Genomic DNA, 13412 nt, shown 5'->3' on the forward strand with positions numbered 1-13412 from the left:
GTCCCCCACCGATGAATCCGTAGATCACTTCACACCATTCCGGGAGAACCCGTGAGCAAGAACATCAACAACCCCGTGGGCATGGGCGGCGGCCAGCGCAAGAAGCTGTCCCGCGCCGAACGGCAGAACAACGGTCCGCACCGCAACCTCGACCGCCAGGGTGCAGCCGCCCAGAAGGCGGAGCTGGTCCGCAAGATGCGCGAGAAGGCAGGCACAGCTGAGGGCGCCGGGCAGACGGGCGACGACACCGCACAGAGCTGACGCACCGCCGCAGCAGGGCGGCACCGCACGGGGCAGGGCCCGGACCGCGACGCGCGGTCCGGGCCCTGCTGCTGTACCGGGCGCGGCCGGTCCCGCTCAGCTCTCGGCCGAGCCGAAGGAACGGCCGCGGTCGTTCTCCATCACCTCGCGACCCATCACGGCCAAGCCGAACTCCAGCACCAGCAGGCGATGCCGACCGCCCTCGGGCAATGCCCTGGCCATCGCCTGGAACGACGCGCAACTCCACCTCTGGCACATCACCACCGGACGCATGGTGTCGCTCCCCCTCCTCACCTCCTGCCGCTCCGTGTCGCTCCTCCACGGATACAGACTCATCACCACTCATCCTGAGGGGACCTACGCCCTGAAGCTGGACGTCAACAGTCTTTGGGAATGACGGTCTCGCGAGCCCCTCTCGAAGCAGATCGTTTGAGACGGGTCAGAGGTCTTTCTGATTCGGCGCCGGCGCCGGATAGGGCGTTGTACAGCGATGGGCGGTCGGAGCATCAGTGGGTCCGATGCTCCGACCGCCCATCGCCATGTGGTTGGCGTCCGGGGTGTGGTTTCGCTCCCAGTGGCGGGCGCGGATCCAGCCTGTTCGGGAGGCGAGCCAGTCAGCGAGGACGATCAGGCCGGCCGCCAGGACGCACGCACCACCCGGCCCGAACTCGGCCGGAGGTGCCGGGTTTCCGCACAGGGCGTGCAGAGTGTGGAGGTGCGCGGCCCGTTGCTCGACCCACCCAGGGGTGTGGCCGACTCGCGGTTCCTGACGCTCGGGCTCGGTGAGGGCATGAGCGGTAAGGGCCTGGCTGTAGGTGCCGTGGTGGCCGCCGAGGATCTGTCCGACCAAGTGGGCGATCGACCGGAGCGGACGCCCATGTGCGGGGTAGCCGAGCTGGACCAGGAGCGCCGGGGTGGTGAGGTGCGAGACCCTCTCGTCGCCCCACCCGGCGGCGATGACGCGTCGCTGACCGGCGGTGAGGTAGGAGTCCCACAGGCGACCAGCGATCACCGCCGTGTCGATCAGATGACACACCACCGGATAAGGGGCGCCCGTGTCCTCCAAGCCACTTCATTTACCCCAAGTCGATAATCAACAGGTGGACGCATCACTGTAGTTCCCCGATCAGATGTGGGGTGAATGTGCACCATCTCCGCGAACGCGGAGCGGACTGGGACGGCTCCTGGTTCGCCCCCGGAACCCGCGGGACACCTCCGCGCAGGCAGAGGTCGTGGGGGTCCTCTCCACGCAAGCGGAGGTGGACCGTCAATCATCTCGCCCGGCGGGGCGCCGGGGCCATGCTCTCCGCGCGAGCGAGGGTGAGTTCTGTGCCGGTGGTGTGCCGGACGGAGGCGCTGCTGCAGATGCGGGCGGGGACTGGTGCGTCTTCGGGGCCAGGGCGTGCAGGGTCACCCTGCGGCGGCCAGTTACCTCGAGCTCGGGCTGTCAGCGCGTCACGGTCCAATACGATCCGGAAGCCCCCGACCGGTTCGCAATCGAAGGTGGGACACGAATGTGCCCCGCCTGCTGCTCACCACGCTCGGGGCTGCGTTCACAGTGGGCACGGTGACAGCACTTATCGTGCGGTTACTCGCCTTCTGACTCTGATCACCTGGCGCAGATGCACACCGCGCGGGGCCGAGTGGTGGAGACGGACGTGGAAGCGGTTGATACTGATCTTCGAAACCGCGCTTTGGAAGGCAGAGAAGTTCGGTAGGCACTCATACGCCGGGAAGCTACCCACCCCACCACTGCGACGGGGGGCGGAACGGGCCATCCGACTCCGGGCCCGGCTGACGGGCACGGGGCCCGCCGGCCGGGGCTCCACTGTCACCGTGGCGCCCCGAGCTGGGCAGGCGGGCCACTTCATAAGTTGGCCCGCGCCACGCCGCTGACGAGCTGACCCAGGACGTCCAGGATCCCCTCCCCCACCGGGATATAGGGCGTCACGCTCAGTTGCTCGTTGTGGCCAGCTTCGCCGCGAATCCGAGGAACAGCGCTCCCGCCCCCGTCGTGAGGCCCGCTGACAGCTTCCGGCGGCGGCGGAACTGCGTGGCGAGGTAGGTACCGCCGAATATCAACATGGTCACGTACGCGATGCTGATGACTTGGTAGACGAGTGCGAGCAGCGCAAAGGACAGCGCCGGGTGTGCGTACTGGGGATCGACGAACTGCACGAAGAACGAGATGAAGAACAAGATCGCCTTCGGGTTCAGAACGGTGATCACCAATGAGCGCCGGAACAACCTTCCGCCTGTCGACGGGTCAGGGGCGGCAGCGGCCTCCTCCGCGGACTTCTCGTTGTGACGTCGCCACATCGTCCACGCCGCCCGGATCATGCCCACCGCGATCCAGGTCAGGTAGCCAGCGCCGGCGTATTTCACGATGGCGAACAGTAGTTCGTTGGTCTGCAGCAGCGAGGCGAGACCGCCAGCCGTCGCCACCATGAGCAGGCTTTCGCCCAGGAACACCCCCGTCGCGGCGCGATAGCCGGCTCTGACACCCAGCCGTGCGGCGACTGACAGTGTGAACAGGGAGCTCGGCCCCGGCAGCACAATGATCAGCAGCGCGCCCAGGGCATAGGTCAGCAGATTCTCCACTCCCAGCATTCCGACACCCTTCTCTATGCTGTTGAGGACCGGCGGCCCGCCGGCCCCCAGGCAACACGGCTATCCGACGTTGTTTCCCGTGCGCACGTTGTGCGCGCTCACCATCTCATCGACCTCGCCGATGCGTTCCAGGGCGCACTGCTCACTGATGTGGGTGAAGTTGTCCGCCCAGAAAGCGCCCAACTCGTCGATGTCGAGCAAGTCCTGATCACCGAACCTGGCGAACATCTCCTCCCGGTCGTCCCGTGTCACGGTGATCCCTAGAGCTGCCAGGTAGCTCTCGATCTCTGAGCTGCTTTTGAAGAAGTTTGGCCGCTCATAGTCGACCAGCAGATCCCATGCCGGACTGTTCGGCAACGGAATGAACCGCGAGAATTCAACCGAGGAGAGCTCCACCTCGCCCAGCATCTGCCGGATCCCGGCGATGGTGCGGTCCAACGTCTCCGGCCGCTCTCCCGGAGCGCCGGCGATGTACGAGGCGTGAACCGATATGCCCGCCTTGTTCAGCATGCGGATGGCTTCGAGATTGGTTTCGCCGGTGGTCTTGTTTTTCCGCTGTGCCTCAAGCATTTCGGGGTCGGCGGCGTCCAGCCCAATGTTGGCACGCGTGACGCCGAGCCGTCGGAGCTTGTCGACGTTGTTGCGCTTGGTCAGCCCGAGGGCGCGCGCATAGACCATGACCTGCAATTCGCCGTCGTCGATACGGCGCTTCAGGTGCGGCGGGGTGGCGTCGATGAGGGCGTCCACATAGCGGGGACTGGCGGTGAAGCTGTCGTAGACCTCGAAGAACAGGTTGATTCCATGCTCGCGGTTGTACTGGTCGATCGCCTTCCAGAACCCGCGGGGGTCACCCGTGTTGACGGTCAGGTCCGCGATGGAGCAGTAGGTGCAGCGCTTGTAGCCGTTCTCGCAGCCGCGGGCGTTGTTCACCGTCACCGGTCGCACCTGGTGGCCGTGGAGGTGCCCGAACTGCGTGCGGTAATTGTCTGCGTAGGTGTCCAGCACGTCCTCGATGAAGGACAGGTCCGGAATCGTGTTGCGTAGCGAGAGTGCGTACTTCGGTGCTGGATTGATGTGAAGTCGGCCGTTGTGCCGGTAGGCGAGCGAGGACACGTCCGACATGCTTGTGCCGTCGAGTAGAGCGCGGACCAGCTCCACGAACGGGATCTCGCCGCCGTCGTTGGCTATCACGTAGTCGATCTGGGGCCTGTTGCGAAGGATCATCTCGGGAAAGAAGATTGCATGGTCGTCGCCGAGAACCACCTTGGCCCCGCAAGCCTTGGCCGTCTCGGCTATGTTCAGGGCCTCGGAGTAGGTCGGTGTCAGCGCGCTGATACCGACGAGGTCGGGGGCGAAGGCCCGAACGGCCTGCTGCACGGTCTGGGTGTTGCTGATGCCGCCGTCGACGACCCGGATGTCGACACGGTCACCCAGTGCTTCTCGCGTCGCCGTCGCGAGCTGGATGATCCCTATGTGCGGGTAGCAGGCATAGTTCGAGGCGTTCCTGTTTTCGGTGGGGTTGGGGGCGTTCGCGAGCAGCACCTTCAACGTCATTCCATCACCTGGCACAGGGAGAGCGAAGCGGACGGCTGACAGCAGCGCGCCCGTACGGACGGATCATGAACGCTCGCACGCGGAATATACGTGTACCAGGCATTAATCAGCCAGGTGGGGGCTGAAAGCGGATCCCTCGATTCCATTCAGCCAAATGAAAACGATCAAGACGCTTGAGCGAGGGACCTGCACGCCCGGCGCTGAACCATCGAAGGCCGGGCCCGTGGACTGCTCCACACGGCCCTCACGCCCTGACGCCCCCGGTCCGCTCCGCACAAGCGGAGGTGGACTGGCTGGTCGCGATCGGCTCGACGATGGTGCGGGCCCACCAGCACACGGCCGCCAAAGGGGGCTCGAAGACCGCGGACTCGGACGCTCCCGCGGCGGGCTGACCAGCAAGATCCACCTCGCCTGCGATGGACACGGCAGGCCCCTGGCCTTCCTGGTCACCGCCGGCACCCGCAACGACCGCACCCAGTCCGAAGCCGTCATCCGCATCCCACGGCCGGGACCGGGCAGACCTCGGACCCGGCCCGAACACGTCGTCGCGGACAAGGGCTACTCCGCCCGCACCTTCCGCGCCTACCTCCGCAGGCGTGGGATCAGAGCAACCATCCCCGAACGCTCCGACCAGCTCGCCGGCCGCAGACGGCGTCGTGAACGGCCCTGCGGTTTCGACAAGGCCGCCTACCGGCGCCGCAACGTCGTCGAACGCTGCTTCAGAGCACGCAGCTCGGAACCTGGCAGGCCGGTCCGGATATCAAACAGCTCACCGTCGCGAGCCGCTGTCATCAACTTGGCGCGCCGGCTGATTGGCGTTAGGGGATCCTCGGCAAAACCATGTCGGTTGATCACGGTGCCGACCGTGCCCGCCTCGGCAGCGATGCCGGACGCCGTGCTACTCGCTCCGCTCCCTCTGCTCACTCGAGAAACGCTGGAGCTTCCGTACCGCATGCGGCCGACGCAGGGCGGGGAAGGCTCCCGCTACTTGGGCAACGCGCGCCTCTGCGTCAGCCTGTGCCCCAGAGGGTGGCGTCAGTTGTCGGCCTGCAGGTGGGCCGGGCCAAATGCCTCGGGCAGCAGTTGGCTCATCGCGCGGATGCCTTCGGGGGTGTGGACGAGCAGCTCCGGGCCGCCGAATTCGTAGAGCAGTTGCCGGCATCGTCCGCACGGGACCAGGACATTCCCGTCGCCGTCGACACAAGTGAAGTGGGTCAGGACGCCGCCTACCAGTCTGAGGCTGGATACCAGCCCGCACTCTGCGCAGAGCCCTAGTCCGTAGGAGGCATTCTCCACGTTGCACCCTGTGACGATGTGGCCGCGGTCGGTCCGTGCCGCGGCACCTACTGGGTAGTTGGAGTAGGGGGCATAGGCATGTGCCATTGCAGACCGGGCTGCGCTTCGCAGTTCTTCCCAGACTCGCGTGTCATCGGTAGATCGTGCCGCGGCGTCGGGGGCGGCCGTCATGCGTGGTCCTTGTGTGGGCGGTCCAGGCGGACGGCTTCCCTTGGCTGCCGGGCCATCTCGGGAATGAGGACGGGGATTTGATCGCGTACCTCGAAGATACGGGCGCATTGGTCGCAGGTGAGCTGTTGTGAGTGCGCTGTGTAGTTCAGCGCTGCGTGGTCGAAGGGGCAGGCCATGATTGACAGGAGGTCGGGGTCCAGCATGTGTACCTCTTTGCGGTGGGCGGACAGGGGTGCGTGAAGAAGGCTGACTTCATGGGCTGAGTCGAGGTGGACCGAGGCGGATGCGTTCTCGCGTCTGGTCGAGGGAGCCGCGGAAACCGTGCAGGTTTTCGAACCACCAGGTCACGCCGAGGTCTGCGTAGGCGGCGACTCGTTCTTGGTCGGCGTCTCCGCCGTCTCCGTTGGTGTAGCCCCCCAGGGCGAAGTCGTAGGGGGTGGTAGCGGTGCGGTGTTCTTGCACGTACGAGACGATGTCGCCGTAGGTCTGTGGGGGGATCATGGTCGGTGTCCACCTCTTGCGGCGTTCGAGAGACAGACGTCCTGGCAGGACTCCGTCCCAGCGGGCCGCGCGGCGGAAGGGGCGGCGGTTGGGCCAGTATCCGGCCACCCAGATGGGAATTCGGGGGCGTTGTACCGGCTCCGGCAGGAAGGTGCACTCTGCGATCTGGAAGTGCTGCCCTTTGTAACGGAATGGCCGACCGGACCAGAGACCGACAATGATGTCCAGCGCCTCGTCGAGTTTGTCAGCTCGGACGCGTTCATCGCCGTCTTCGCCGAAGTCTTCGAACTCCGAGTCGCGGGGATAGCCCAATCCCACGCCCAGGATGAAGCGTCCGTCGGACAGGTGGTCTAGGGTGACCGCCTCCTTGGCTACCTTCCAGGGTCGGCGGCGGGCCAGCGGAGTGACCATGGTGCCGAACCTGATCCTTTGCGTCGCCGTGGCCACGGCGGCGAGGCTGATCCAGGGGTCCACCACCGGCCGGTCGAAGCCCCTCATGAACAGCAGGTGGTCCCACAGGAAGAAGCCGTCCCAGCCGGCGTCCTCGGCCTCGCGTGCCAGCGCAGCCAGGAGCTTGGGGGCTGCGTAGTCGCCGTGCGGGGGCACAGAGATCCCGTATTTGAGCCGGGAGGCGGGCAAGGCGCCAGGCGGTGGGCTGGCAGAGGTATCACGCATGCGGTCCTCCTCGGTGGGGCAATATTGCGCGGGCGGAGCTCGGCGCGGCGGGATGTGGTGCCGTCGGGCTCAGCGTGCGGGGTCGTGCGCCAATGGTGGAGACAGCTGCGGCTCCAAGCGCCGCTGCTTGGCGCAGCGTCGTGCGCGGGTCGCTTCCTGCAGTGAAGCCGGTCAATAGGCCTGCGGCGAAGGCGTCGCCTGCTCCGGTGGAATCGATGGCTACGGCCGGGTGGGCGGGGACGTCGATGTCTGGTCCGTCGCGGCGGGCCCACAGGGCGCCATGGCTGCCGCGCTTCACGACGACGTGGGTGGCAGTGGCGGTGAGGCCACGGGCGGCGAGTTCGTCGTTGGTGCTGCCAGTGAGGGCACAGGCTTCCTCAGCGTTGGCGATCAGTACGTCGATGCCCCGCATCCACTCACGACACCGCGCGGGACCGGCTTGGTGGAGCAGCCCGGCGGAAGCCGCGTCGATGCTTATGCTGAGGCGGCGTTCGCGGGCGACAGTCAGCGCGCGTAGGCCGGCAGGGCGGGATTCGGTGTCCAGCAGGACATAGGCTGACAGGTGTATGTGTCCCGTGTCGGGTCGTGTGGCCAGCGCCGTATCAATGTCGCGAGGCGTGAGACGGACGTTGGCGCCGCGTTGGGACATCATGGTCCGGTTGTGCGCATCTGCGATCACCACGACGCTGCCCGTTGCGGCGCCATGGCAGCGACGCGCGGCGCAGTCCACTCCTGATTCGCTCAGTTCGGTGATCCTGGCGTGTCCTTCGGGGTCGTCACCGACGCTGGTTACCAGAGTGACCGGTGCGCTCTGCCAGGCCAGCCATGCGGCGGTGTTCGCTGCCTGTCCTCCGGGCGAGATGCGGATCCTGGCCTCGTTGTCGTCTCCCTGGGTGACGTCACCGTGCGGAAGGACGATGACGTCGGTGGTCACGTGTCCGATGACGACGATGCGGACGCGTGGGTCCACGGAGGGAGCGGCAGGGAGCGGCGCGGGGTGTTGCGAGGCATTGCGGCCCGTACCGGTGGCATTTAGGCCCATAGGCGGGTCACATTCCATCCGAGTTGGTGGAGCAGACGCCGTACGAGCGGCAGTGATATGCCTTGCAGGTTGCCTGGGTCGCCTTCGGCGTTGTCGACGAACCATCCACCCTTATGGGAGATCTTGAACGCGCCGGCTACAGCGAGGGGTTCCCCCGTGGCGATGTAGTCGGTGATCTCGGCCTGCGTGGGGGTACCGAAGGTAACGATGGTGGAGCACAGGCCGGTGACCGTGCGTTGTGTGGCGGCATCGATGAGGCAATGTCCCGTGTGGAAGGTTCCTTTGCGGCCGCTCATGTGCTGCCAGAGTTCTATGGCGGGCTGGGGGCGTCCGGGTTTCCCGTGAGCGATGCCGTCCAGTTCGAGGAGCGAGTCACATCCGATCACGACGCCTTGCTTCACTTGGAGGCTGACCGTCTTCGCTTTTGCCTCTGCCAGGCGCACCACGAGGTCATGTGGCGCTTCTCCGGGTAGGGCTGTTTCGTCGGCACCGCTCACGATGACGGTGGGTTCAATGCCTGCTCGTCGCAGTAGGTCCAGTCGCGAGGGCGATCCGGATGCGAGCACGACCTCGGTCATTGGTTCGCTTCCTTCGCTGTCAGATCTTCAGGACGCCTGCCACAGTCCTGCTGCCAGGTGGCGCAGATAGGTGTTGTGGGAGCGGGTGTCCTCGAACACGAAGTCGTCCGACGCCTGCAGGGTGAAGGACGGACTGAAGAGGTCGCAGAGTTCGTGGAGTTGGTAGACCCGTTGACGTAGTTCGGTCACCGGGTCGTAGGTGAGCGAGCGGGCATCGGCGCTCTGGTTGACCAGCGGCTGGTAGTAGCCGTCGTCGGGGGTCATGAAGTACACATAGAGCAGGCCCTGGGGGCACAGGACGCGGCGGATCTCCTGGCTGAGGAAGCGTAGTTGGGCGTTCTCGACGACGTTCTCCACGCTGGTGAAGGCCGAGACGATGCTGAAGGTGTTGGTCTTGTACGGAAGTTTTTCTGCCATGGATCCTTGGACGAGGCGGAGGCTTGGGCCGTCCTCGCGTGCGGCTGCCTTTGCCAGGGGACGGTGCGCGAAGTCCATTCCGTAGTAGTCCAGGCCGGTTTCTTTCAGCACGGTGGCGTTTCGGCCTCCGCCGCATCCGAGGTCGAGCAGGCGTGGCGGCCCTTCGACTTCGGCGATCCGGGGCAGGCACTGCCGGAAGAACTGTGTGCCGTGTGAGGGCTTGGTGTTGGTGGATGACGATATGGCCTTGTTGATGTATTCGCGTTCCCACAGTTGCTGGCTCATGCCTGTCCTCTGCTCTTGATCCGGGTCATTCGCACACTTTGCATGCGCCGTCCAAGCCGACGCAGTCAGCTTCCGCGGGTTGTGCTGCAGGCTGGTTGGTCGCGGTCGTCCAGGCGATGGCCTGCTCGTTCTTAGAGGTGTCGCGGTAGACGGTGATGCCTTTGCAGCCCAGCTCCCATGCCTGTTGATACAGGGAAGCGACGTGCTGGGGTGTAGCGTCGGCGGGGAGGTTGACGGTCTTGGTGACCGCGTTGTCGACGTGCCGCTGGAACGCTGCCTGCATGCGCACGTGCCACTCGGGCGCGATTTCGTGCGCCGTCTTGAACACGGCCTGCAGGTCGGCCGGGATGTGTGCCAGGCCGGCCAGGCTGCCGTCGTTCTGTGCGATCTGCTCGAGAAGTCCGTCGGCGGGGATTCCGCGGTGTTCGAGTTCTGCGAGCAGGGTCTGGTTGACGGAGTGGATTCGCCGGTTCCCGAACACCTGTTGTGAGTAGGTCATCCCGAAGAAGGGCTCGATGCTGAATGCGGTGTCGAAGATGACGGCATTGTTGCCGCTGGGGGGAAGGGCAAGGACGGCTATGTTGCGGGGCTGCTGATCGCTGTCCTTCCAGTTCGTATGAACGATGTTCGGGAAGGGGCCTCGCTCGTGGCCCAGGGCGTACGACGCTGTCTGGGCTGCGTCACGGATGACGGAGGCCAGCAGCTCAGCGCAGTTAAGGGCCTCGGGAGAGTCGTAGGGAATGCCTGAGGCGGCCAGACAGTCCGCCCAGCCGGTGACGCCCAGTCCCACGCGTCGGTTCGCGGATACGGCCTCCCGGATGTTCTCTACGGGGAACCAGGACACCGAGATCGCGTTGTCTATCATGCGGACACCAGCCGCGACGACGTGACGCAGGCGCTCCTCGTCGAAAAGGTACGGGGTTTTGCGTTCGTGAGCAGGGAGCAGCAGCTTCGGCAGATTCAGGTATCCCAGGTTGCATGCCTCGTAGGGGTACAGGCCGATCTCGCCGCAGGGGTTGGTCGCTGTGATCTCTCCCAGGGCGTCACGCAGGGGGTTGTCATCGTTCATGCGGTCGAGGAAGAGAAGACCGGGATCCCCCGTCTCGCAGGCGAGTCGGCATGCCGTGCCGAAGAGTTCGGCGGCCGGTATCTTGCGGACGGCTTCGCCCGTGCGGGGGTTGATCAGGGGCCAGTCGGCTTGGGCTGCGACGGCGTGCATGAAGGCGTCGGAGATGCCGAGCGAGATGTTGGTCATATTCAGGGAGCCGTCGATCTTTTTGGCTTCGATGAACTGCAGGACATCGGGGTGGTCGATGTTGAGGACGGCCATGTTTCCGCTCTCGTAGCGGCCGCGCTGGCGGAAGAGTTTCGTGGCGCCGTCGAACATCTTGAGCAGGGCGACGGGGCCGGCGGCGAGTCCCGCCGTGCCGCGAACGGCGTCTCCCTTGGGGCGGATGCGGGAGTAGTTATAGCCGCATCCACCGCCCAGGCCTTTGACCACGGACGAGTCGGTGAAGGTCTGCAGGATGCTGGCCTGGGAGTCTTCCAGCGGGAAGACGAAACAGTTCGCCAGTTGCGGTCGGGCCGAGCCAGCATTGGCGAGCGTCCTGCTGCCGGGGTGGAACTCCAGTCGTGCCATGACCTCGTAGAAGGCCGACTCCCATGGTTGTGTGTCGTCTGGCTCCTCCACGGCGGCCAGCGCCTTGGCGATGCGCCGGAAGAACGCTTCGGGGGTTTCGGTGACCTCGCCGTGCTGGTCTGCTGTGAGATACCGCTCTCGGAGCAGCAGGTGTGCGTTGCCGGTGAGGTTGACGCGGTCGGTGCGGGTGGCTGTCAGAGCGGTGCGCACCGATGCGAAGAGAGTGGCGATCTGGCCTGGCATGCGGACGACCTCCCGGTCGATGGGTGACAGGCGCGCAGGGCCTTGGCGGCTCCTGTGCGCCTGTCACCGGGATCGGTTCAGAGCCGGCGCAGGGCTTGCGTCTCGCTGGCCTGGAGGAGCTGGACATCTCCTGCTGTGTAGGAGGTGTCGGTGATGACGGTCTGGTCGGAGGGGCCGCGGCTGCACATGCACATGTGACGTCCAGATGCCGAGGCTTGGGCCGCGCGGGCGCCGCCGCTTGTCACGATCTCTGTGGCGATGTCTTTGACCAGATGTTCCTGGATCTGGAATCGCCGGCTGAACGCCTGAACCAGACGAGGGAACTTGCCGAGACCTAGGATGCGGTCGCCGGGGATATAGACGATGTCGACGGCGCCGAAGAACGGCAGGAAGTGGTGGGCGCAGATCGAGTAGTAGTTGATGTCTCGGATGCGGACCGCGCCGGTGTACTCGCCTTCGACCGTGCAGGTCGTCTTGAGGATCTTGGAAGGGTCCGCCTCGTAGCCGCTGAGCAGTTCGCGGTAGGCGCGGACGATGCGTGGTTCGCTTTCGGGAGACTGGTACCAGTCCAGTGCCCGTTTGTCTGTGGTGACGTTCTGTTCGATCCACTCGGCGATGGTCATCTATTCCTCCGTTGCGGCGCAGGCGCCTGGGCGCAGCCGATGTTGGTTAGCGGAGATGTCCTTGACTGTGCAGCTGGGCGAAGATGATCTGGTCGACGGCGGAGGTTTGGTCACGGTCTGCGTAGGTCAACCAGATCATTTCTGCGATCTCTGAGGCGGGGCTGAGGTCCCCGAGGTAGTCGCATTCGTAGCAGCGCATCCTGACCTCCACGCCTTCAGGTAGCGCGTCCGCCTGGGCGTGGAACTCCCCTACGTAGCGGGCGGTTTCAGGCTGGAGGTCGACGGACAGTTCTTCCTTGATCTCGCGGATCAGAGTGTCGAGGTCGCCCTCGCCCTGTTCCCGTTTCCCCCCAGGGAGGTAGTAGCGCGACCTGCCCTTGGAGCGGGTCGACAGGATGTGTCCGTCCTCGATTCGGATCCACGCGATTTTGTCGATCATGTGCGGGTGCCTGTGTGTCCCTTCGCTACCAGATGGTCACGGGCGTACTCGTCGGTCGTGAGGTCGTCGGCGAAGGCGATGGCCTTCTGGCCCAGGCGGTGAATGGCGGCAGCCTCGTCGTGGGAGATCTGGGTGGACCAGGGGACCGTGGTCTTCCACTGTTCGAGCGGCTTTCGGTAGGTCTCCAGGCCGGCGGTGCGGGTGGCGACTTCAGCCAGGGGGAGCTTGCGGTCGGTCACCGAGGCCCACCAGGCGGACCTTTCCGCGGTGTGGTCAGCGGGGGTGAAGGCGCGTACGCCGCCGTCGTAGATGGCACAGCGCTCGAAGAGGCTTCCTGGGGTGCTGAGGCGGTGGTGCTCGTATTCGGGTGCTGCGGCTGCGGGGGCTCGCAAAAGGTCAAAGGGGAAGTGCGGGAAGGCCGGCGGAGCCTCGGGGCTGGGCAGGTCGTAGAGGGCTTCCAACGCCACCACGGTCAGGGATGGTTGGCTTTGTACGTAGGTGCTGGCTATCGCGGGCGTGGCGGCCAGTGCTGCCAGTACGCGCTGCACACCGAGCCGTGAGCCGATGGTGAAGACCAGGATGGATTGCAGCGGCCTGCCGCGCTTTGCCGCTCGCTCCACTGCTTCCGTCAGGACGCGGGCGAGGGTACTGCCGGTACCGATGATGTCGCCGACCACCAGCACACTGGCATCTGCGAGTTCCCATCGGTCGTAGGTCAGCTCGATCGGTCCGTCCGGGGGGCGTTCGGTGCCGACGAAGCTAACCGCGGGGTCGGCCTGCAAGACGTTGCCCAACGCATCTTCGATCCCGAAGCTGAGCCCTCCGCGGAGCACATTGAGTGTCGCGAACTGGTCAGCGGGGGTAGTCGAGAGATCTGACGTGTCGGTGGCGGTCAGCGCGTGCAACGCCTGCGCCACGGCGTTCCGGGAGTGGCGCCGGTAAGGGGTGCCGCAGAGGGTGGGGTCCGTGAGCAGTGCCCGCGACGACGGTGTCGAGCAGATCAGGGTGCGTGCTGGTCCGGTGGTCGCATATTCGTACACGCTGCTGCCGTTGACGCTCATGATGCGTTTCACGCCTG

At 65.5% G+C, this 13412-nt stretch carries 15 protein-coding genes and 1 pseudogene; 2 read left to right on the forward strand and 14 right to left on the reverse strand.

The features are described from left to right. Positions 1-51 precede the first annotated feature (51 nt). Complete coding sequence (locus tag STRNI_RS04750) at positions 52-261, forward strand: DUF6243 family protein (protein ID WP_159484569.1); 210 nt, start codon at positions 52-54, stop codon at positions 259-261. A gap of 96 nt (positions 262-357) precedes the next feature. Here STRNI_RS04750 and STRNI_RS04755 read toward each other — a convergent pair whose 3' ends face one another. From STRNI_RS04755 to STRNI_RS04770, 4 genes are all read right to left on the reverse strand, one after another. After that, the gene (locus STRNI_RS04755; RefSeq protein WP_277410610.1) at positions 358-534 is read right to left on the reverse strand and encodes a hypothetical protein; all 177 of its coding nucleotides are present in this window, start codon (positions 532-534) and stop codon (positions 358-360) included. A gap of 166 nt (positions 535-700) precedes the next feature. Beyond that, positions 701-1327 (reverse strand): HD domain-containing protein, encoded by a 627-nt coding sequence (locus STRNI_RS04760; protein ID WP_277410611.1) that lies wholly within the window; start codon positions 1325-1327, stop codon positions 701-703. 887 nt (positions 1328-2214) lie between these two features. Further along, positions 2215-2871, reverse strand: coding sequence for a leucine efflux protein LeuE (gene leuE, locus STRNI_RS04765; RefSeq protein ID WP_018088765.1), 657 nt, complete (start codon positions 2869-2871; stop codon positions 2215-2217). A 60-nt stretch (positions 2872-2931) separates the two neighbouring features. Beyond that, positions 2932-4425, reverse strand: a complete 1494-nt coding sequence (locus STRNI_RS04770; RefSeq protein WP_159484575.1) for a B12-binding domain-containing radical SAM protein — start codon at positions 4423-4425, stop codon at positions 2932-2934. A gap of 272 nt (positions 4426-4697) precedes the next feature. Between STRNI_RS04770 and STRNI_RS04780 the strand changes: the two are divergent. Then, positions 4698-5227: pseudogene (locus tag STRNI_RS04780) on the forward strand (IS5 family transposase); the annotation flags it as partial. A gap of 233 nt (positions 5228-5460) precedes the next feature. Here STRNI_RS04780 and STRNI_RS04785 read toward each other — a convergent pair. From STRNI_RS04785 to STRNI_RS04830, 10 genes are all read right to left on the reverse strand, one after another. Then, positions 5461-5892, reverse strand: coding sequence for a cytidine deaminase (locus STRNI_RS04785; protein WP_274739692.1), 432 nt, complete (start codon positions 5890-5892; stop codon positions 5461-5463). Beyond that, entirely contained in the window at positions 5889-6095 is a 207-nt protein-coding gene (locus STRNI_RS04790; protein ID WP_277410612.1) for a Trm112 family protein, read from the reverse strand. Before STRNI_RS04790 ends, STRNI_RS04785 begins: the two co-directional genes overlap by 4 nt. A gap of 49 nt (positions 6096-6144) precedes the next feature. Continuing rightward, positions 6145-7068, reverse strand: a complete 924-nt coding sequence (locus STRNI_RS04795) for an LLM class flavin-dependent oxidoreductase (protein WP_274739689.1) — start codon at positions 7066-7068, stop codon at positions 6145-6147. Then, complete coding sequence (locus STRNI_RS04800) at positions 7061-8215, reverse strand: carbohydrate kinase family protein (RefSeq protein WP_338149715.1); 1155 nt, start codon at positions 8213-8215, stop codon at positions 7061-7063. Before STRNI_RS04800 ends, STRNI_RS04795 begins: the two co-directional genes overlap by 8 nt. Continuing rightward, entirely contained in the window at positions 8101-8688 is a 588-nt protein-coding gene (locus STRNI_RS04805; protein ID WP_277410613.1) for a Maf family protein, read from the reverse strand. Before STRNI_RS04805 ends, STRNI_RS04800 begins: the two co-directional genes overlap by 115 nt. A gap of 27 nt (positions 8689-8715) precedes the next feature. Next, complete coding sequence (locus tag STRNI_RS04810) at positions 8716-9390, reverse strand: class I SAM-dependent methyltransferase (RefSeq protein ID WP_277410614.1); 675 nt, start codon at positions 9388-9390, stop codon at positions 8716-8718. A 25-nt stretch (positions 9391-9415) separates the two neighbouring features. Beyond that, positions 9416-11272: an adenosylcobalamin-dependent ribonucleoside-diphosphate reductase gene (locus STRNI_RS04815; protein ID WP_277410615.1), complete on the reverse strand. Its 1857-nt coding sequence runs from the start codon at positions 11270-11272 to the stop codon at positions 9416-9418. Positions 11273-11349: 77 nt separating this feature from the next. After that, on the reverse strand, positions 11350-11895 hold the full coding sequence (gene folE / locus STRNI_RS04820) for a GTP cyclohydrolase I (RefSeq protein WP_274739680.1): 546 nt from the start codon (positions 11893-11895) through the stop codon (positions 11350-11352). Between the two features lie 46 nt (positions 11896-11941). Continuing rightward, positions 11942-12334, reverse strand: a complete 393-nt coding sequence (locus STRNI_RS04825) for an NUDIX hydrolase (protein WP_274739678.1) — start codon at positions 12332-12334, stop codon at positions 11942-11944. Then, positions 12331-13407: a hypothetical protein gene (locus STRNI_RS04830; protein WP_277410616.1), complete on the reverse strand. Its 1077-nt coding sequence runs from the start codon at positions 13405-13407 to the stop codon at positions 12331-12333. Before STRNI_RS04830 ends, STRNI_RS04825 begins: the two co-directional genes overlap by 4 nt. Positions 13408-13412 lie beyond the last annotated feature (5 nt).

Source organism: Streptomyces nigrescens, assembly GCF_027626975.1.
Taxonomy (GTDB): Bacteria; Actinomycetota; Actinomycetes; order Streptomycetales; family Streptomycetaceae; genus Streptomyces; species Streptomyces nigrescens.

Coding starts and splice junctions, on each gene's coding strand:
- STRNI_RS04800 (WP_338149715.1), bottom strand. CDS start 8,215: ATGGTTCGTCGACAACGCCGAAGGCGACCCAGGCAACCTGCAAGGCAT.
- folE (WP_274739680.1), bottom strand. CDS start 11,895: ATGACCATCGCCGAGTGGATCGAACAGAACGTCACCACAGACAAACGG.
- leuE (WP_018088765.1), bottom strand. CDS start 2,871: ATGCTGGGAGTGGAGAATCTGCTGACCTATGCCCTGGGCGCGCTGCTG.
- STRNI_RS04770 (WP_159484575.1), bottom strand. CDS start 4,425: ATGACGTTGAAGGTGCTGCTCGCGAACGCCCCCAACCCCACCGAAAAC.
- STRNI_RS04755 (WP_277410610.1), bottom strand. CDS start 534: ATGCGTCCGGTGGTGATGTGCCAGAGGTGGAGTTGCGCGTCGTTCCAG.
- STRNI_RS04815 (WP_277410615.1), bottom strand. CDS start 11,272: ATGCCAGGCCAGATCGCCACTCTCTTCGCATCGGTGCGCACCGCTCTG.
- STRNI_RS04810 (WP_277410614.1), bottom strand. CDS start 9,390: ATGAGCCAGCAACTGTGGGAACGCGAATACATCAACAAGGCCATATCG.
- STRNI_RS04790 (WP_277410612.1), bottom strand. CDS start 6,095: ATGCTGGACCCCGACCTCCTGTCAATCATGGCCTGCCCCTTCGACCAC.
- STRNI_RS04825 (WP_274739678.1), bottom strand. CDS start 12,334: ATGATCGACAAAATCGCGTGGATCCGAATCGAGGACGGACACATCCTG.
- STRNI_RS04805 (WP_277410613.1), bottom strand. CDS start 8,688: ATGACCGAGGTCGTGCTCGCATCCGGATCGCCCTCGCGACTGGACCTA.
- STRNI_RS04785 (WP_274739692.1), bottom strand. CDS start 5,892: ATGACGGCCGCCCCCGACGCCGCGGCACGATCTACCGATGACACGCGA.
- STRNI_RS04795 (WP_274739689.1), bottom strand. CDS start 7,068: ATGCGTGATACCTCTGCCAGCCCACCGCCTGGCGCCTTGCCCGCCTCC.